Below are 18,118 nucleotides of genomic sequence, written 5' to 3' on the forward strand. Positions count from 1 at the left end.
GCCCGGCCGACTATTGGAGTCCTTTTGGTCTTCTCGTGGCGGAAAAGGCCGGTGCGCGGCTCTTGCTTTGCTTTTTACGATAGTCCTTTTGACCTACCGGAAGCAGGTGCACGATCAAGGGCCGGCGGCGGTGTTCTCCGCTCAGCCCTTCGCTCCGCCCTTCGCTCCGGTCTTCGCCGCGTCCTTGGCCGCGTTCTTCGCCGCCACGACCGCGTCGAACACCTCCCGCTTGGGCAGTCCGGCGTCGGCGGCGACGGCGGCGATCGCCTCCTTGCGCCGCTCCCCCGCCTCCTCCCGCACCAGGACCCTGCGCACCAGCTCCTCGGCGTCCAGCTCCTCGGGCCCGGACTCGGCGGCGCCCTCGACGACGACGGTGATCTCACCGCGTACGCCTTCGGCCGCCCAGGCCGCCAGCTCGCCCAGCGGGCCGCGCTTGACCTCTTCGTACGTCTTGGTCAGCTCCCGGCAGACCGCGGCCCGGCGGTCGGCGCCCAGGACCTCGGCCATCGCGGCAAGGGTGTCGTCGAGCCGGTGCGGGGCCTCGAAGAAGACCATGGTGCGACGCTCCCCGGCCACCTCGCGGAGCCTGCCCAGCCGCTCACCGGCCTTGCGGGGCAGGAAGCCCTCGAAGCAGAAGCGGTCCACCGGCAGCGCGGACAGGGCGAGCGCGGTGAGCACGGCGGACGGGCCGGGCACGGCGGTGACCTTGACGTCCTTCTCCACGGCGGCGGCCACCAGCCGGTAGCCGGGGTCGGAGACCGACGGCATCCCCGCGTCGGTGACCAGCAGCACCCGGGCGCCACCGGTCAGCGCCTCGACGAGTTCGGGCGTACGGGCCGCCTCGTTGCCCTCGAAGTAGGAGACGACCCGGCCCGTGGTGTGGACGCCGAGCGCCTGGGTGAGGCGGCGCAGCCGCCGGGTGTCCTCGGCCGCGACGATGTCCGCCGTCTCCAGCTCGGCGGCGAGCCGGGGCGGGGCGTCCGCCACGTCGCCGATCGGGGTTCCTGCCAGTACCAGCGTTCCAGTCGTTCCAGTCACGGGAACCATCCTCCCAGCACGGGCGACAGCGTTCCCACAGACGCGTTCCCTACGATGGCGCGGTGACGAGTACAGCGCCCGAAGCCCGGCAGGGCCAAGACGCCGGGGAACCGCACGGCGAAGAATCGGCCTCCTGGCAGCGGCGGCTCCGCCGCTTCGGCCATGTGCCCAGGCCCGAGATCGGGCTGCGCGAGCGCCTGGTCCCGCCGTACACGCGGCCCGGCGCCCAGCTGTGGGCGGTGCTCGGGGTCTCCCCGCGCCTGGCCGACCGGCTGGTGCGGTGGTCGGCGTGGGGCGGTCCGCTGCTGGTGGCACTGGTCGCCGGAGTACTGCGGTTCTGGAACCTGGGCAGCCCGCACGCCCTGATATTCGACGAGACGTACTACGCCAAGGACTCCTGGGCGCTGATCCACCAGGGGTACGAGGGCAACTGGCCCAAGGACGTCGACAAGCTGATCCTCGCCGACCCCTCGAAGGTCGACATCCCGGTCGATCCGGGGTACGTGGTGCATCCGCCGGTCGGCAAATGGGTGATCGGCCTCGGTGAGCAGCTCTTCGGTTTCACGCCGTTCGGCTGGCGGTTCATGGTGGCACTGCTCGGCACGGTGTCGGTGCTGATGCTCTGCCGGATCGGGCGGCGGCTGTTCCGTTCGACGTTCCTGGGCTGCCTGGCGGGGACGCTGCTGGCGGTGGACGGCCTGCACTTCGTGATGAGCCGGACCGCGCTGCTCGACCTGGTGCTGATGTTCTTCGTGGTGGCGGCGTTCGGTGCGCTGCTGATCGACCGGGACTGGGCGCGGCGCCGGCTCGCCGCCGCCCTGCCGGTCGACGAGGAGGGGGTGCTGCGGCCGGACGCGTGGACCGCCGACCGCCTGCGGCTGGGCTGGCGGCCGTGGCGGATCGTCGCGGGCCTGATGCTGGGGCTGGCGTTCGGCACGAAGTGGAACGGCCTGTACATCCTGGCCGCCTTCGGCCTGATGACCGTCCTCTGGGACGTCGGCGCGCGCCGCACCGCGGGCGCCGCACTGCCGTACCTCACCGTGCTGAAGCGGGATCTGCTGCCGGCCTTCGTGTCGACGGTGCCGGTCGCGATCGGCACGTACCTGGCCTCCTGGACCGGCTGGATCGTCACCGGCAAGGGCTACTACCGGAACTGGGCGGCGACCGACGGGCAGGGCGGCCACTGGACGTGGCTGCCGGACTGGCTGCGCAGCCTGTGGCACTACGAGTACCAGGTGTTCGAGTTCCACGTGAACCTGACGTCCGGCCACACGTACCAGTCCAACCCCTGGAGCTGGATCGTGCTGGGCCGCCCCGTCTCGTACTTCTGGGAGGAGGAGCCCGGCTGCGCGGCGTCGGAGACCGGCAAGTGCGCCCGCGAGGTGCTGGCCATCGGGACGCCGCTGCTGTGGTGGGCGGCGTGCTTCGCCCTGGTGTACGTGGTGTGGCGGTGGATCTTCCGACGCGACTGGCGCGCGGGCGCGATCGCCTGCGGGGTGGCCGCGGGTTGGCTGCCCTGGTTCATGTACCAGGAGCGGACGATCTTCCTCTTCTACGCGGTCGTCTTCGTGCCGTTCCTCTGTCTGGCGGTGACGATGATGATCGGCGGCCTACTGGGCCCCGCGGCCGGAACCGGCCCCCGCCCACCGGGGCTCACGACGACGGGCGACGACCCGACCGGCGAGCGGCGCCGGACCCTGGGCGCGGTGGCGGCGGGTGTCCTGGTCCTGCTGATCATCTGGAACTTCATCTACTTCTGGCCGATCTACACGGGCGCCTCCATCCCGGACGGCTCGTGGCGCGACCGGATGTGGCTGGACACCTGGATCTGAGCACGGGCAACCGCGTACGCGACGGACCTGGCCTGGCCTGGCCTGGCCTGGCCAGGAACATGTGGTCCCCGCAGGCGCGGGGGTGGTCCAGGGCTCAACCTACTCACGTGAGTAGGTTGAGCCGTTGTCCCCGCAGGCGCGGGGACGGTCCCAGGACAGGGCCGCCCATCTCGCTGCCGGCATTGCCGCCCCCTGGCACCCGCGTTCGAGGGTGTCGCCCTCTCGGGCGGTCATCGCCCCTTTCACGCCGCTGTGCCGGTAAAGGACCTTCTCGGGCCATGGCGGCGAAATTACCCTTCAGCACATTGGGACGGTTCTCGGCGAAAGGGTAAAAAATGCGTTTCTCCATGCGGGCCCTGGTAGTTGGCGGCATGTCGGCGGCCGCACTCTCGTGTGCGGCCGCCTTCCCCGTGAACGCCACCGAGGCACCGGCCGCCGCGCCCGTCACCGTGGCCACCGGCTGTTACATCCACAACGTGTCGGGCAGCACCCTCAACATCCGCAGCGGGCCCGGAACCCGGTACACGGGGATCGGGACGATGGCGGCGGGCAGTCGGCTGCCCTGCGGCGTCGACAAGGAGAGCGTGACGAAGGGCCAGAGCTACACCTCCTGCGGCGGCGGGAACGGCTGGATGACCGTGAAGATCGACGGCCGGGACGGCTGGGTCGCCGAGGAGTGCGTGGCCGTGGGCGCCAACTGACGCGCCATCGATGGGACGGGACGCCTCGGAGGCTGGGTCTCCGGGGCGTCCCGTCGCGTCGGACGAAGTCGGACGAGTTCAAACGAGGTCGGACGGGCCCGCGTCGGCGCCGCACAGGGCGACGCGAATCTTCTGCCCGGCGGCCGACCGGTAGCCGTGGCCCGCGGTGTCGCCGTACGGGCGCCGGTGGCCCGTCGCCGCTCCTGCCGAGAGATGGTGGTGGCCGGGCTACGAGCCGGTCCGCGCCACCCCGTATCGCGTTCCGGTAACAACCGTCACGGCTTCAACCATCCTCCCGTAAGGTGCCCAGAAGTATGCCGTTGAACATGTTCAACGGAAACTTCCGGGGAGGGGGACTGCGGATATGCGCAGTGGAGTGAAGATAGGAATGGTCAGTGGAGTCCTCGCCGTCGTGGTCGGCGGGGCGGGATACGGGGCGTACAACGTCTGGTCCGCGCTGAACGAGGGGAACGGCGGGGGTACGGACACGGCGTCCGCCTCCACCGAGGTGAAGACGGGGCCCGTCACCAAGGAGGAGATCGCGGACGCCTCCAAGAAGTTCCTGCTGGCCTGGGCGAACGACGAGTCGGACGCCGCGTCCCAGCTCACCAACAACCCCGTCGAGGCCGAGCCGCTCCTCGCCGGGTACCGCGGGGACGCGCATGTCACCAAGGCGGTGATCACGCCCGGGGCACCGACCGGCGCGAAGGTCCCGTACACGGTGAAGGCGACCGTCTCCTACGGGGGCAAGTCCGCGTCGTGGTCGTACGCCTCGGAGCTGACCGTGGTGCGCGGGGTGACCACCGGCCGCCCGTTGGTGGACTGGTCCCCCTCCGTGGTCCACCCGGACCTCACCGACGGCGCGAAGCTTCGGACGGGCGGGCCGAGCACCCCGGCGATCAAGGCCCTCGACCACACCGGCCGGGAGCTCACCAAGGAGAAGTACCCCTCCCTGGGCCCGATCCTCGACACCCTGCGCGAGAAGTACGGGCAGAAGGCCGGCGGCACCGCGGGCATCGAGACCTGGATCGAGTCCGGCGAGGCGAAGGGCCCGGACAAGACGCTGCTCACCCTGTCCAAGGGCCGCCCCGGCGAGCTGCACACCACCCTGGACGCCCGGGTGCAGGCGGCGGCCGAGGAGTCGGTCAAGAAGTTCAGCCAGGCGTCGGTGGTGGCGATCCAGCCGTCCACCGGGTCGATCCGGGCGGTCGCCAACAATCCGGCGACCGGGTTCAACGCGGCGATGCTGGGCAAGCAGGCCCCCGGTTCGACGATGAAGATCGTGACCTCGGCACTGCTCATCGAGAAGAACCTCGCGGCGTCCGGCCGGCCGATCGAGTGCCCGGAGACCGCGATGTACCAGGGCCGCACCTTCAAGAACCTGGACGGGTTCTCGATCCCCAACGGCACCCTCACCACCAGCTTCGCCCGGTCCTGCAACACCGCCTTCATCAAGCTGATCGACGACACGAAGGACGACGCCGCTCTGGCGAAGGAGGCCCGTGACGTCTTCGGCATCGGCCTGGACTGGCAGACCGGCGTCGCCTCCTTCGACGGCAGCGTCCCCGAGGAGACCGGCGGCGAGGCGGCAGCCCAGTACATCGGCCAGGGCACGGTCCAGATGAACGCCCTCAACATGGCGTCGATCACCGCCACCGCCCGCAACGGCACCTTCCGCCAGCCGGTCCTCGTCTCCCCCGAGCTGGACAACCGCCCCATCGCGCGGGCCGCCCGCCCGCTGCCCGCCTTCGTGTCCGGGCAGCTCACCGAGATGATGCGGCAGACGGCGAGCTGGGGCACCGGCAAGCAGGCGATGGCCACGGTCGGCGGCGACAAGGGCGCCAAGACGGGATCGGCGGAGGTGGACGGCCAGTCCACGTCGAACAGCTGGTTCACCGGGTTCAGCAACGACCTGGCCGCCGCGGCGGTCGTCCAGTCCGGCGGCCATGGCGGCGACGCGGCCGGTCCGGTGGTGGCGGCGGTCCTGCGCGCGGGCCCGTGACCGAGGAACGGAACGTCCGTGAGGGCGAGTTGCCCGGCCCGTAGAGTGCGGCCATGACCACTCCTGACACCACCGCCGCCGAAGCCCACCCCCGATTCGCCGAGGCCCTGCGGGAGCTGGGCCTCGGCGTCGAGGTCCGCCGCTTCCCGGAGGCCACCCGTACCGCCGCCGAGGCCGCGGCCGCGATCGGCTGCGAGCTCAGCGCGATCGTCAAGTCGCTGATCTTCGAGGCCGACGGCGTGCCGGTGCTGGTCCTGATGGACGGCTCCTCGCGCGTCGACGTGGAGCGGGTACGGGTGGAGCTGGGCGCCGCGAAGGTCAAGCGGGCCGGGGCCGATCTGGTCCGCGAGACCACCGGGTACGCCATCGGCGGCGTACCGCCCTTCGGTCATCGGACCCGGACGCGGGTGCTGGCCGACCGCGGCCTCCTCGACCACGACGTGGTGTGGGCGGCGGCGGGCACCCCGCACACGGTCTTCCCGCTCGACCCCACGTCCCTGATCGGGCACGCCGGAGGCACCCTGGTGGACGTGCGCGAGCAGACGAAGTGACCCCGCTGGTCGCCCTGGCGGTCCTGGTCGCGGCGGTCACCCACGCGAGCTGGAACGCCATCGCGCACGCCATCCGCGACCAGTTGGTCTCCTTCACGCTGATCTCCGGGGGCGGGCTGCTGATCGGTGCGGCCCTCGCCTGCTTCACCCCGCTCCCGGCGGCCGGGGCCTGGCCGTATCTGCTGGTCTCGGCGGCGCTCCATGTGGCGTACATGCTGCTGCTGATGCGTTCGTTCACCCTGGGCGACTTCGGGCAGATGTACCCGATCGCCCGGGGTACGGCCCCGCTGGTGGTGACGGTGCTGGCCGCCGTGTTCGTCGGTGAGCGGCCCGGCGGCTGGACCACCGCGGGGGTGGCGGTGGCCTCGGCGGGGCTCGTCGGGCTGGCGCTCTGGGGCATCCGGGGCTCGGGCCGCCGCCCGGACTGGCCCGCCCTGCTGGCCGCCGGGGCGACCGGCCTCGCCATCGCCGGGTACACCACCGTGGACGGGGTCGGCGTACGCGCCTCCGGTACCCCGCTCGGCTACATCGCGTGGCTGATGGTCCTGGAGGGCCTGGCCATCCCCGCCTACGCCCTGTACCGCCGCCGCGCCGAACTGCTGCCCGCCCTCCGCCCGTTCGTGGCGCGCGGCCTGCTGGGCGCGGCCCTGTCGGTGACCGCGTACGGCCTGGTCCTGTGGGCCCAGACCCGGGCCGCGCTGGCCCCGGTCGCCGCTCTGCGCGAGTCGTCGATCATCGTCGGCGCGGCCATCGGCACGGTCCTGTTCAAGGAACGCTTCGGCGCCCCGCGCATCGCCGCGGCCGGTCTGATGGTCATCGGCATCGGCCTGATGCTCCACCCGGGCTGAGCGCGTCGTACCGCACCGCCCTTGCCCGGCACCGCCGTTCAGGCGGGCCGGCGGCGGATGTGCAGGTGCCCCTCGCCGGGGAAGGCGGGCGGCGCCGGGGGCAGGACGCGGTCGAAGTCGTACCGGCTCTTGCGCGCGACGCGGCACGACGCCGGGTTGTCCACCTGGTGCAGGAGTTCCAGCCGCTCCAGGACGTCCGGCCCCCAGGTGGCGAAGGCCCAGTCGGTGACGGCTTCCAGGGCGCGCGGGGCGACGCCGCGACCGCGGGCGTGCGCCGCGGTCCAGTAGCCGACCTGGGCGGATACTCCCTTCTCCGCCTTCCGGAGGGCGACTTGCCCGGCCAACCGCTCATGCGGTTCGCCGGACCGACACTCGATGACGGCAAACCCGAACCGAACTCCCGCGATCCAGTCCTCTTCCTGAGACCGCACCCACCGCTCCGCATCGGCCGAACCGTCCGGGACCTGGATGACCCAACGACGCAGCACGGGGTCCCGGAACGCGTCGACGAGAGCCGGTACGTCGGCCGGCCGCCAGGGGCGGAGCAGCAGGGCGGGAGCGGACGGGGTCGCGTCCGCGCGCAGGGTGGTGGCAATGGGCATCGACCGATCGTACGGATCGGCGCCCCGCATCACCAAGGGGCGCGGACACGGCGGTAGTTACGGTCCGTGCCGCGCCCCCGGCCCCCGGTGGGGGTCGCGAAAAGATGTGACAGGTCGGGGGGCGAGTGTCACACCTTCTGCCTCGGGGGCGGGGAGACGGCGCGGGTTCGGCCCCGATGTCCGGGGCTGCGGAGGCGGCGTTCCTCGCCCGCCGTCTCCGCCGATTTCGTCGCGGGCGTCAAGTACACGTGTTTCGGCGGGCAGTTCGGTACCCCTCACGGTTGACCCGGGACTCTTCTGACATGCGGTGATTCACAGGTATGCCGCCGCGGATAGACCCAGTGGAGTGAATGATCGGCAGCCCGCTGGACTGGCGCGAAACGTAGCTGTTTGGGTGCGATACGTAATCGTTTTGTTTTGCCCCAGGAGGCTTTCCGTGTTCCACCGCAAGACGTCCCCCGCCGCCGGTTCCGGGCACGGCAGGGGATTCGTCCGCAAGGTCGCTCTGGGGGCGGTGGCCACACTGACGCTCGTGGCCACCGCGCAGGCCGGCGCCTCGGCGGCTCCGGCATCCGATCCGGCCACGGCCCCGGGCCCCGCTCCGGCTCCGGAGGCCGAGCCCGCGCAGTGGGTGGTGCTCGGTGACTCGTACACGAGCGGGGAGTTCGTCGGCGACCCGAGTCCGGCACTGGGCAATCCCGGCCGGGACGGGTGCGACCGGACGACGGGCGCGTATCCGAGCCTCGTCGCACGCAAGCTGGCCGCCGACCCGCCGGGCGGCCGGGCCGTGAAACTGACCGACGTCAGCTGCGGCGGCGCCACCATCAAGGAGATCACCACCGACCGGCAGACCCCCGTCAGCCTGGTGGAGCCGCCCGAGGGCGGCTGGCCCAGTGTGTCCTCCCAGATCGGTCGGGCCGGGATGAATGCCGGCACCGACGTGGTCACGATCAGCGCCGGCGGCAACAGCCTGCCGTTCACCAAGATGTTCGTGTCCTGCCTGATCGGCGGGATCGGGCAGTCGGACGGGGCCGCCCCCTGCCGGGACGCCTACGAGGCGAACGGCCCGGTCTTCGACCCCGAGTCGATCCAGACCAAATACGACCGGGTCACCCGGGAGTACGCCGCCATGCTGCGCGCCGTCCACCAGAAGGCACCCAAGGCCAAGGTCATCACGGTCGGCTACCCCACGATCGTGCCGTCCGACCCCGCCACCTGCGACCGGCAGGACTCCAGCGAACTGGCCGCCGACGTCCAGGGCCTCGGCCGCATCTCCGTCACCCATGGGGACATCGCCTGGCTGAACGGGGTCAACACCCACCTCAACGCGATCATCAAGGCCCTCACGAAGCTGAGCGGCGACACCTACATCGACATCGCGGCCCCCAGCGTCGGCCACGACGCCTGCCAGCCCCGGGCCAGGAAGTGGGTGGAGGGGATCTGCGGCGAGGGCGGCCCGTACTGGCCGCAGGAGACCGCCCTCGGCCTGGTCACCCTGTCGTGCCCCGATGACCAGCGGGCCACCCTCATGCACCCCAACGCCACCGGTCAGGCCGATACCGCCACCCGGGTCGAGGCCGCCGTCCGCAACGCCCTGAAGTAGCCCGGGGCGCCACCCGGCGGGCCCCGCACCCTCTCCGCCCCCGGTCGACTCCGGTCGGCCGGGGGACAACCTCGGGGCCGGTCGGGGTTGGCCGGAACGTGCCGCCCTGTCCCTCCGTCACGCCGGAGGCGCACTGGAACGGCTCAGGGAGAGGTCTCCGCCACCGGCGCGGGCGCCGGAGCGGTTCCGGGCCCGGTACCCCCGGGGCCGAGCCCGCCGGACGCGTCGCCGTCCCGAGCCGGCGGAGCCGTCGCCCCGGCGGACGTAACCGCCGCGCCCGACCCGGCCGGGCGCAGGAGCAGGGCGCAGGCGAGGGCGGCCAGGAGGGCGAGGGAGCCCGCCACGGTCATGCAGAGCCGCATGCCGTCCAGGAACGACTCGCTCAGCGCGCCCAGGGCCTGCCCGGTGGCCGCGTCCAGGTCGAGCCCGGCCACGGCGCCGAGCCCCTGCTCGCGGGCGGTGTCGACGACGAGGGCGGCGGTCCGGTCCGGGACACCCGCGTCGGCGAGGCGGCCGGGCAGCGCGTCCACGGCGCGGGTGGTCAGCAGGGCGCCGAGCACGGCGGGGCCGAGGGCACCGCCGACCTGGCGGAAGGCGTTGTTCCCGGCCGCGGCCATCCCGGCGAGCCGGAACGGTACGGAGGAGACCGCGGAGGCCGTCATCGGGGTCATCACGGCGCCCATGCCCAGCCCGAGCAGGACCAGCCGCCAGGCCATCGCACCGTAGGAGGTGCCGGCGTCGACGGTGTTCAGCGAGAACATCGCGGCCGCCGCGACGACCAGGCCCGAGGTGATCAGGACCCGGGCCGGGACCCGGTGCATCAGGCGCCCGACGGGCACCGCGACCAGCAGCGACGTACCGGACATCAGGACCATCCGCAGCGCCGCGTCGATCGTGCTCAGGTGCTGCACCATGCCGAAGTACAGGCTCAGCACGAAGAAGAAGCCGATCAGCCCGAGGAAGCTGATCATGGCGACCAGGGTGGTGGCGGTGAAGGCCGGGCTGCGGAACAGCGCCAGGTCCAGCATCGGGCTCGTGCTGCGCCGCTCCACGAGGACGAAGACGACCGAGGCGACGGCACCGAGCGCCAGGGTCGCCACCACGACGGGCTCACCGAACCCGTCCGCGCCGCCCTCGATGACGCCGTAGACGACGGCGGAGACCGCGACGGCCGCGCTGATCTGGCCCGGCCAGTCGAGACGGCGGCCGTGCGGGGCGCGCGAGTCGGGCAGCAGGAACGCGGCGACGACCAGCACGATCAGCGAGACCGGTATGGGCAGCAGGAAGATCCAGCGCCACCCGACGTGCTCCAGCAGCGTCCCGGCGATCAGCGAGCCCACGGCGAGCGAACCCATCAGGGACATCGCCCACAGGCCGATGAACCTGCCGCGCTCCCGGTGGTCGGGGACGGCGTGGCTGATCAGGGCCAGCGTCGTGGGCAGCAGCGCCGCCGCACCGAGGCCGGAGGCCGCCTGACCGGCCCACACGCCCTGCACCGAGTCCGAGAACAGCGAGATCGCCGCGCCCAGGGCACAGAGGGCCATGCCCGTCTGGAACACCCGCTTGCGGCCGTGGACGTCACCCCACACACCGGTCGTCAGGATCAGCGCGGCCATCGGCAGCACGAACGCGTCCGACACCCAGGACAGCTGGGAGGTGGAGGCGCCCAGGGCGCGCTGGATGGCCGGGAGGCTCACCGAGACGGTGGTCACGGGGAGGTAGGCGACGAAGACGCCCAGGCAGGCCATCAGGAGCGTGACGCCGCGCCCCGATGCTGCGGCGGCCGGCTTCCCGGCGGAGTGCTCGGCCCGGCGGTCCGGGACGGCCTGGGTCGTTGGGGGGTTCACTGGTGGTTCCTCCGGCGCTTCGCGCGGGTGTGCGCGCTTGGGTGGGTGAGCGCCGCCGCCAGGCGTGCGCCCGCTCGCGGGTCCGGCGCACCGGCGCACCACCACGGTCCGCGCGGGCCGCCGGTCGCCCGCGGAGCCGCCGACCAGCTTCGCCCCGGACCGCGCCGAACTCCCAAAAGATCCCGCCGGGTGTCATGAAACCCCCGCCCAGGGCGCCGAACGTGTGAGGATTCCTCCATGACCGACGATCTGGACCGCACAATCATCCACGGACTGAGCTGCTCGCCCCGGGTCTCCTTCCGCCGCCTCGGCGAGGTCGTCGGGGTGTCCGAGCAGACCGTGGCCCGCCGCTACAACGCGCTGAAGCGCGGCGGGGTCGTCCGGGTCGTGGGGCTGAGCAACCCCGTCGCCCGCGGCCGGTCCGAGTGGATCGCGCGACTGCGCTGCCGCCCGGACGCGGTGGGGCCGCTCGCGGACTCGCTGGCCCGCAGGCCGGAGGTCACGTACACCAGCATCGCCTCGGGGGGCTCGGAGATCATCTGCATCATCCGCTCCCCCGCCGGGACGGCCGGCGACAACGTGCTGCTGCGGCGGCTGCCCCGGTCGGCGTCGGTCCTCGACATGAGCGTCGACCTGCTGATCCATCCCTTCGGCTCCCCGGAGACGACCGGCTGGTCGGGCGGGGAGGGCTCGCTCACCGACGAGCAGGTGCGGCGGCTGACGGCGGACCGGCCGGTGGTGACCGGGCCCCCGCGCCCCGCCACCGACGAGGACCGTCCGCTCCTCGAAGCGCTGGCGGAGGACGGCCGGGCCTCCCACACCCGCCTCGCGGAGGTCACCGGCTGGTCCGCGCCGCGTGTGGCCCGGCGGCTGGAGGCCCTCGAAACGTCGGGCGCGCTCGTCTACGACGTGGACGCCGTGCCCGAACGCCTCGGCTACGAGCTCAACGCCACCCTCTGGCTCCAGGTCGACCTCCCCCGGCTCCAGGAGGTCGGCGAGGAGCTGAGCGGGCACGACGAGTGCGCGTTCGCCGCGGCGGTCAGCGGCAGGCACAACATCATGGCCGTCGTCATCTGCGAGGACGCACAGCACTTCTACCGCTACCTCAGCGGCCGTCTCGCCCGGACCGAGGGGGTCAGGGGGTACGAGATCAGCGTGCGGGTGCGCCGCCTCAAGCTGGCCGCCTCCCTGATCCTGAACGGGCGGCTGATCCACCCCGCGCTCGCCTGAGGGGCGGGCGGCTCAGGAAGGGGTGCACGCCTCGGCGATCGACACGCTGTTCTCGTAGAGGTGGAACCGGACGATCCGGCCCTCCTCGACGGTGACGCGCAGCGCGTAGGGGCCCTCGAAGGACTTCCCCGTCGCGCGCACGGTGCCCGCGAGGTGTCCCATCAGGACGGCGTCGGTGCCGTCGACGAGGAACGTGTCGACGGAGGCCCGCGCGTCCTCGGGCACGGTGTGCGCGGCCAGTTCCCCGAACTGGGCGGCGCATTCGGCCGCGGTGGAGCGCGGCCGGATCCACGGGACGGCGGGGTTCTCGGCGAGCTGCCAGTCGACCTCGTCCGCGAAGAGGGCGACGAGCCGCTCCGTGTCCTCGGCGGCCCGCGCGGTGAAGAACTCCTGGACGACCCGGCGCGTGGCCTCGGCGGCGGAACTCGCGTTCTTCACGGTCGGATTGACGGTCATGACCGCTCCTCTGTCCTCGGTGCCGGAACCCCTGTCGGGTGTCGTTGACGTGCCCCACCCTGCCCCGGCGGGGACACGTCGTCGATGACGTCCGGGGTAATGACCGGGTGACCACCGGGACGGCAGGTGGATCACCGGGCGGGTCAGGCGTCCGAAACAGCGTGGTGGAAGCCGTAGTTGGAGGAGGTCAGGCCGCCGTCCACCCGGAGGGTGGTGCCGGTGATCCAGGAGGCGTCGCGGGAGGCGAGGAAGGCGACGGCGGACGCGATGTCCTCCGCCTCGCCGACCCGGCCGAGCGGGTAGAGGGCGGCCGCGCGTGCCAGTTGGGCGTCCTTGCCCGCCCAGGCGTCGGTGCGGATGGTGCCGGGGGCGATCAGGTTGACGCGGACGCCGCGCGGTCCGGCGTGGCCGGCGAGGGTGCGGGTGAGGCTGGCGAGCCCCGCCTTCGCGGCGCTGTAGCCATGGTTGCCGAAATCCTGCTCGCCGTTGACCGAGCCGATGTTGACGATCGCGCCCCGGCCCGAGGCCACCAGGTGCGGGAGGGCGGCGCGGGCGCAGCGGTAGGGGCCGGTGAGGCTGACGTCCAGGTCGCGCTGCCAGGACTCGTCGGGCTCGTCCTCGAAGAGCGGGACGTCGGTGGAGCAGGCGTACGCGTTGTTGACCAGCACGTCGAGGGTGGGGAAGGCGGCGACGGCGCGGGCGACCGCCGCTTCGACGGCGTCCTGGTCGGCGACGTCGCAGGCGAGCGCCTCGGCGGTGCCGCCCGCCGCGCGGACCGGCGCGGATTCCCGGATCGCCTCGGCGGTGCGGGCGGCGCGGGCGCCGTCCAGGTCGGTGACCAGGACGTGGGCGCCCTCCGAGGCGAGCCGGTGTGCGGTGGCGGCGCCGATGCCCCGGCCCGCTCCGGTGATCAGTACGCCGTAGCCGTCGAACCTCGGTGTCGTTCCAGGGGGTTGAGTGGGTGTCATAGCGCCGACCGTACTGCCCTGACCAGTGCCTGGGCACGGGGGTCGGCGGTGACTCCCTTCTGCAGGCCGTTGGTGACGTAGCCGAGCGCGATGCCCGATTCGGGGTCGGCGAAGCCGAGCGAGCCGCCCCGGCCGGGGTGGCCGAAGGAGCCGGGGGCGAGCAGCGGTGCCGCCGGGCCGTGCAGCATGTAGCCGAGGCCGAAGCGGGTGCTGACGACCAGGACCCGGTCCGGGCCGGCCGATTCCTCGGTGCGGGCCAGGGTGAGGGTGGCGGGGGCGAAGAGGCGGTGGCCGTCGACCGGGCCGATCATCGCGGCGTAGGCGCGGGCCAGTGCGCGGGCGGTGGAGATGCCGTTGGAGGCGGGGAGTTCGGCGGCCCGGTAGCCGGGGTCGTTCTCGTCGGGCAGCGGGTCGATGGCGCCGAAGGCGCGGCGGGTGAGGGACTCCGGGTCGCGGTAGGCCTCGGTGACGGAGCGTTTGGGGCGCATCCGCAGGACACCGCCGTCCGATGTGCCGGTGGCGGCGGGCGGTTCGACGGGGCCGATCCGGCCGACCCGGTGGGTCTCGTCGGCGGGGAGGCCGAACCAGAAGTCCAGGCCGAGCGGGCGGGCGATCTCCTCGGCGATCCACCGGCCGACGGTGCGTCCGGTGACCCTGCGGACCAGTTCGCCGACGAGCCAGCTGTAGGTCTGGGCGTGGTAGCCGTGGTCGGTGCCGGGCTCCCACTGGGGGCGCTGGGCGGCGACGGCCTGCGGGCCGGAGATCCCGTCGGCGGCCTCGGAGGGGGTCAGCGGGCAGTCGAGGGCGGGGAGTCCGGCCCGGTGGGCGAGGAGGTGGCGGACGAGGGTGCGTTCCTTGCCGACGGCCTTGAACTCGGGCCAGTACGTGCTGACCGGGGCGTCCAGGTCGAGTTGGCCGCGCTGGTGGAGGAGGAGCGGCACGGCGGCGGCGATGCCCTTGCCGGCCGAGCGGACGACCTGAACGGTGTCCAGGGCCCAGGGTTCGGTGCCGTCAACGTCCCGGGTCCCGGCCCAGAGGTCGACGACCTTGTGGCCGTCCCGGTAGACGGCGACGGCCGCGCCGCGTTCGCCGCGCTGCTCGAAGTTACGGACGAAGGCGTCCCGGACCGGTTCGAATCCGGCCGCCACCGTGCCGCGTACGTCCACGCCCGCACCGGCGCCTGCTTCTGCGCTCCCGCTCATCCCCCCATGGTGCACGCCGGAGCGCGTGGGGCGGGGACCGGGTCACCCGTGGCGGACGGTCACCGAGCGCGGGTCGAAGCCGAAGGGCAGCTCCAGCCGGTGGGCGCGCATCAGTTCGTCGTCGCAGAGGAGGTCCTGGGTGCGGTCGTCGGCGGTGATGACGCCGTCGCTGAGGATCACCGAGCGCGGGCAGAGCTCCAGGGCGTACGGCAGGTCGTGGGTGACCATGAGCACGGTGACGTCCAGGGACCGCAGGATGTCGGCGAGTTCGCGCCGCGAGGCCGGGTCCAGGTTGGAGGACGGCTCGTCCAGGACCAGGATCTCCGGCCGCATGGCGAGGACGGTGGCGACGGCGACGCGGCGGCGCTGGCCGAAGGAGAGGTGGTGCGGCGGCCGGTCGGCGTACTCCGCCATCCCGACCCGGGTCAGCGCCTCGGTGACCCGTTCCTCCAGTGCGGCGCCGCGCAGCCCGGAGGCGGCCGGGCCGAAGGCGACGTCCTCGCGGACGGTGGGCATGAAGAGCTGGTCGTCGGGGTCCTGGAAGACGATGCCGACGCGGCGGCGGATCTCGGCCAGGTTCTTCTTCTCGACGGGGAGTCCGGCGACCCGGACGGTGCCCGCGCCGGCGTCGAGGATGCCGTTGAGGTGGAGGACGAGGGTGGTCTTCCCGGCGCCGTTGGGGCCGAGCAGGGCGACGCGTTCGCCCCGGCCGACCGTGAGGTCCACGCCGAAGAGGGCCTGGTGGCCGTCGGGGTAGGCGAAGGCGAGGCCGCTGACCTCCAGCGACGGCGCTCCGTCCGGGGACGGGGCGGCTTGGGGGGACGGGGTGGGTCGGCTCATAGGGTCCATCCCAGCAGACAGACGGCGAGGGCGAGCAGGGGGAGCACCGCGGCGTGCGCCCACTGGGCCCGGGAGGCGGTCACCTCGTCGATGACCGGCATGGTGCCGGTGTAGCCGCGGCTGACCATGGCGAGGTGGACGCGTTCGCCGCGTTCGTAGGACCGGATGAACAGGGCGCCCGCCGTCTTGGCGAGCACCCCCCAGTGGCGTACGCCGCGCGCCTCGAAGCCCCGGGAGCGGCGGGCGATGGACATCCGGCGCAGTTCGTCGGTGACGACGTCGCCGTAGCGGATCATGAAGGAGGCGATCTGGACGAGGAGCGGCGGGAGCTTGAGTCGCTGGAGGCCGAGGAGCAGTTCGCGCAGTTCGGTGGTGGAGGCGAGGAGCACGGAGGCGGCGACGCCGAGGGTGCCCTTGGCCAGGACGTTCCAGGCGCCCCAGAGACCGGGGACGCTGACGGAGAGGCCGAGTACGTGGGTCTGCTCGCCGGGCACGACGAACGGCATGAGCACGGCGAAGGCGACGAACGGCACCTCGATGAGCAGCCGTTTGAGCAGGAGGCCCGCGGGGATGCGGGCCAGTGCGGTGACCGCGCCGAGCAGCGCCGCGTACAGCCCGAAGGCCCAGACCGACTCGCGCGGGGTCAGGACGACGACCACGACGAAGCAGAAGGCCGCGGCGATCTTGCAGTGCGGCGGCAGTGCGTGGACGGGCGAGTGGCCGTGCCGGTAGAGCTTGTGCGCGTGCCCGGCGCCCATGTCAGACGGTTTCCTTGTCGTGGGCGGGGGCCTCGGGGGTGTCCTGGGCGCGGCGGCGGCGGAGCACGTAGAAGACTCCGCTGCCGACGACGACGGTGGCGCCGACGCCGATGACCCCGGCGAGGCCGCCGGAGAGCCGGGCGTCGGCGACGTCCTTGACGCCGTAGTCGGCGAGCGGGGAGTCCTTCGCCGCGTGCTCCTCGGTCTTCTTGTCGATGCCCTGGTCGGCGGCGACCTTCTCCAGGCCGTCGGGGCTGGAGGAGGCGTAGTACGAGACGAAGCCGGCCAGGACGAGCGCCGTGACCAGGCCGGTGGCCCACAGGCCGCGGTGGGAGCGGGCGGCGGCCGGGGCGGGGGCGGGGGCGGGGGCGTCGACGAGTTCGCCGTCGACCCGGAGCTTGAGGGTGGTGGCCAGGCCCCGGGCGCCGTGCACCAGGTCGGGGCGGACGGCGATGACGGCGCCGACGGTCAGCGCGGTGATCAGCGCCTCGCCGATGCCGATCAGGACGTGGACGCCGACCATCGCGGTGAAGACCTTGCCGATCGGGATGTCGGTGGTGCCGCCGACCCAGTAGATCAGCGTGAAGGCGACGGCCGCGGCGGGCACGGAGACCAGCGCGGAGACGAACGAGGCGACGGTCACCGAGCGGCGCGTACGCGGCAGCACCGTGAGCAGCCCGCGGAAGAGGGCGTACGCGACGACGACGGTGACGACGCCCATGTCGAGCACGTTGACGCCGAGCGCGGTGAGGCCGCCGTCGGCGAAGAGGATGCCCTGCATCAGCAGGACGACGGTGACGCAGAGGACCCCGGTGTACGGCCCCACCAGGATCGCCGCCAGCGCCCCGCCCAGTAGATGGCCGCTGGTGCCGGCCGCGACCGGGAAGTTCAGCATCTGCACGGCGAAGATGAACGCGGCGACGAGGCCGGCGAGCGGCGCGGTCCGTTCGTCCAGCTCGCGCCGGGCCCCGCGCAGGCCGACCGCGACCGCGCCCGCGGCGACCACGCCGGTGACGGCGGAGACGGGCGCGTCGATGAATCCGTCGGGTACATGCATGGAGGACTCCGCTCCCTGAGGTCCGGGGCCGCCACGGACGGCGCGACCAGGAATGTCGTGAACCGCTCAATAGTAGGGCCTTATTGCGAAGACTTCGCAAGAGCGTACGTACGACGACTGCCCGCCATGCCGCCCGGCAAATCATTGGTGAAGATAGGGGACACTAGGTGACGAAGTAGTACAAACACGAGGAGTCGTTCCATGTCCCCCGTGATCCGTGAGCAGGCCGACGCCTGGCTCGTCAACGACACCCCCGACCTCCCGGCGGTCCCGGTCGACCTGCTGTACGACGCCGAGAAGGATCCGCGCACCGTCCATGTCTCGTTCCCGGGCGGCGCCGACTGGGCCTTCGCCCGCGATCTGCTGGAGGGCGGGCTGACCGCCCCCACCGAGCGCGGCGGCGTCCGGGTCTGGCCCTGCGGGCGTACGCAGCTGGTGGTGGAGGTGCACTCGGCGGAGGGCGTGGAGGTGGTGCAGTTCGACAGCGCCCCGCTGATCCGCTTCCTGCACCGCACGCACGCCTGACCCGCGGACGGGCCGCACGCACCCGTACCCGTGCGGTGCCTGACACGCGGACGGCCCG

At 72.7% G+C, this 18,118-nt stretch carries 17 protein-coding genes; 8 read left to right on the forward strand and 9 right to left on the reverse strand.

The genetic code is table 11. From position 1 onward, the window contains the following. Window positions 1-141: 141 nt before the first annotated feature. Window positions 142-1,047, reverse strand: a complete 906-nt coding sequence (gene rsmI / locus ACWC97_RS22475; RefSeq protein WP_352276840.1) for a 16S rRNA (cytidine(1402)-2'-O)-methyltransferase — start codon at window positions 1,045-1,047, stop codon at window positions 142-144. Window positions 1,048-1,100: 53 nt separating this feature from the next. On the opposite strand from rsmI, the gene ACWC97_RS22480 reads away from it, so the two are divergent. The 5 genes from ACWC97_RS22480 to ACWC97_RS22500 all read left to right on the forward strand — a co-directional run bounded on the left by ACWC97_RS22480 (window position 1,101) and on the right by ACWC97_RS22500 (window position 6,972). Next, window positions 1,101-2,870 carry a dolichyl-phosphate-mannose--protein mannosyltransferase gene (locus ACWC97_RS22480; RefSeq protein WP_352276839.1) on the forward strand — a complete coding sequence of 590 codons (1,770 nt, stop codon included), beginning with the start codon at window positions 1,101-1,103 and terminating at the stop codon, window positions 2,868-2,870. Window positions 2,871-3,205: 335 nt separating this feature from the next. Then, window positions 3,206-3,571 carry an SH3 domain-containing protein gene (locus tag ACWC97_RS22485; RefSeq protein ID WP_450651147.1) on the forward strand — a complete coding sequence of 122 codons (366 nt, stop codon included), beginning with the start codon at window positions 3,206-3,208 and terminating at the stop codon, window positions 3,569-3,571. 364 nt (window positions 3,572-3,935) lie between these two features. Next, complete coding sequence (locus ACWC97_RS22490) at window positions 3,936-5,573, forward strand: penicillin-binding transpeptidase domain-containing protein (RefSeq protein ID WP_352276835.1); 1,638 nt, start codon at window positions 3,936-3,938, stop codon at window positions 5,571-5,573. Between the two features lie 53 nt (window positions 5,574-5,626). Then, complete coding sequence (locus tag ACWC97_RS22495) at window positions 5,627-6,124, forward strand: YbaK/EbsC family protein (protein WP_450651149.1); 498 nt, start codon at window positions 5,627-5,629, stop codon at window positions 6,122-6,124. Beyond that, the gene (locus ACWC97_RS22500; RefSeq protein WP_450651151.1) at window positions 6,121-6,972 is read left to right on the forward strand and encodes an EamA family transporter; all 852 of its coding nucleotides are present in this window, start codon (window positions 6,121-6,123) and stop codon (window positions 6,970-6,972) included. Before ACWC97_RS22495 ends, ACWC97_RS22500 begins: the two co-directional genes overlap by 4 nt. 38 nt (window positions 6,973-7,010) lie before the next feature. Here the strand turns inward: ACWC97_RS22500 and ACWC97_RS22505 are convergent, their stop codons facing one another. Continuing rightward, a complete protein-coding gene (locus tag ACWC97_RS22505; protein ID WP_450651153.1) occupies window positions 7,011-7,574 on the reverse strand; it encodes a GNAT family N-acetyltransferase in 564 nt (187 codons plus the stop codon). 436 nt (window positions 7,575-8,010) lie between these two features. Here ACWC97_RS22505 and ACWC97_RS22510 point away from each other — a divergent pair, with 436 nt between their 5' ends. Next, window positions 8,011-9,177: an SGNH/GDSL hydrolase family protein gene (locus ACWC97_RS22510; protein WP_352276828.1), complete on the forward strand. Its 1,167-nt coding sequence runs from the start codon at window positions 8,011-8,013 to the stop codon at window positions 9,175-9,177. Between the two features lie 143 nt (window positions 9,178-9,320). Here ACWC97_RS22510 and ACWC97_RS22515 read toward each other — a convergent pair whose 3' ends face one another. Continuing rightward, window positions 9,321-10,925: an MFS transporter gene (locus ACWC97_RS22515; RefSeq protein ID WP_352277063.1), complete on the reverse strand. Its 1,605-nt coding sequence runs from the start codon at window positions 10,923-10,925 to the stop codon at window positions 9,321-9,323. Between the two features lie 336 nt (window positions 10,926-11,261). Here ACWC97_RS22515 and ACWC97_RS22520 point away from each other — a divergent pair, with 336 nt between their 5' ends. Next, window positions 11,262-12,254: an Lrp/AsnC family transcriptional regulator gene (locus ACWC97_RS22520; RefSeq protein WP_352276826.1), complete on the forward strand. Its 993-nt coding sequence runs from the start codon at window positions 11,262-11,264 to the stop codon at window positions 12,252-12,254. Between the two features lie 12 nt (window positions 12,255-12,266). Here the strand turns inward: ACWC97_RS22520 and ACWC97_RS22525 are convergent, their stop codons facing one another. From ACWC97_RS22525 to ACWC97_RS22550, 6 genes are all read right to left on the reverse strand, one after another. After that, on the reverse strand, window positions 12,267-12,710 hold the full coding sequence (locus tag ACWC97_RS22525; protein ID WP_450651155.1) for a nuclear transport factor 2 family protein: 444 nt from the start codon (window positions 12,708-12,710) through the stop codon (window positions 12,267-12,269). Between the two features lie 143 nt (window positions 12,711-12,853). Further along, window positions 12,854-13,678, reverse strand: coding sequence for an SDR family NAD(P)-dependent oxidoreductase (locus tag ACWC97_RS22530; protein WP_450651157.1), 825 nt, complete (start codon window positions 13,676-13,678; stop codon window positions 12,854-12,856). Then, window positions 13,675-14,844 (reverse strand): serine hydrolase domain-containing protein, encoded by a 1,170-nt coding sequence (locus ACWC97_RS22535; protein WP_450651367.1) that lies wholly within the window; start codon window positions 14,842-14,844, stop codon window positions 13,675-13,677. The genes ACWC97_RS22530 and ACWC97_RS22535 overlap by 4 nt, the downstream gene beginning before the upstream one ends. Window positions 14,845-14,922: 78 nt before the next feature. Beyond that, the gene (locus ACWC97_RS22540) at window positions 14,923-15,720 is read right to left on the reverse strand and encodes an energy-coupling factor ABC transporter ATP-binding protein (protein ID WP_352276820.1); all 798 of its coding nucleotides are present in this window, start codon (window positions 15,718-15,720) and stop codon (window positions 14,923-14,925) included. Beyond that, window positions 15,717-16,478, reverse strand: coding sequence for a cobalt ECF transporter T component CbiQ (cbiQ, locus tag ACWC97_RS22545; RefSeq protein ID WP_352276819.1), 762 nt, complete (start codon window positions 16,476-16,478; stop codon window positions 15,717-15,719). Before cbiQ ends, ACWC97_RS22540 begins: the two co-directional genes overlap by 4 nt. A gap of 1 nt (window position 16,479) precedes the next feature. Continuing rightward, on the reverse strand, window positions 16,480-17,535 hold the full coding sequence (locus ACWC97_RS22550) for an energy-coupling factor ABC transporter permease (RefSeq protein WP_450651160.1): 1,056 nt from the start codon (window positions 17,533-17,535) through the stop codon (window positions 16,480-16,482). A 201-nt stretch (window positions 17,536-17,736) separates the two neighbouring features. On the opposite strand from ACWC97_RS22550, the gene ACWC97_RS22555 reads away from it, so the two are divergent. Further along, a complete protein-coding gene (locus ACWC97_RS22555; protein WP_352276816.1) occupies window positions 17,737-18,060 on the forward strand; it encodes an SsgA family sporulation/cell division regulator in 324 nt (107 codons plus the stop codon). The last annotated feature ends 58 nt before the right edge of the window (window positions 18,061-18,118 follow it).

This window comes from Streptomyces sp. NPDC001108, from assembly GCF_053598535.1.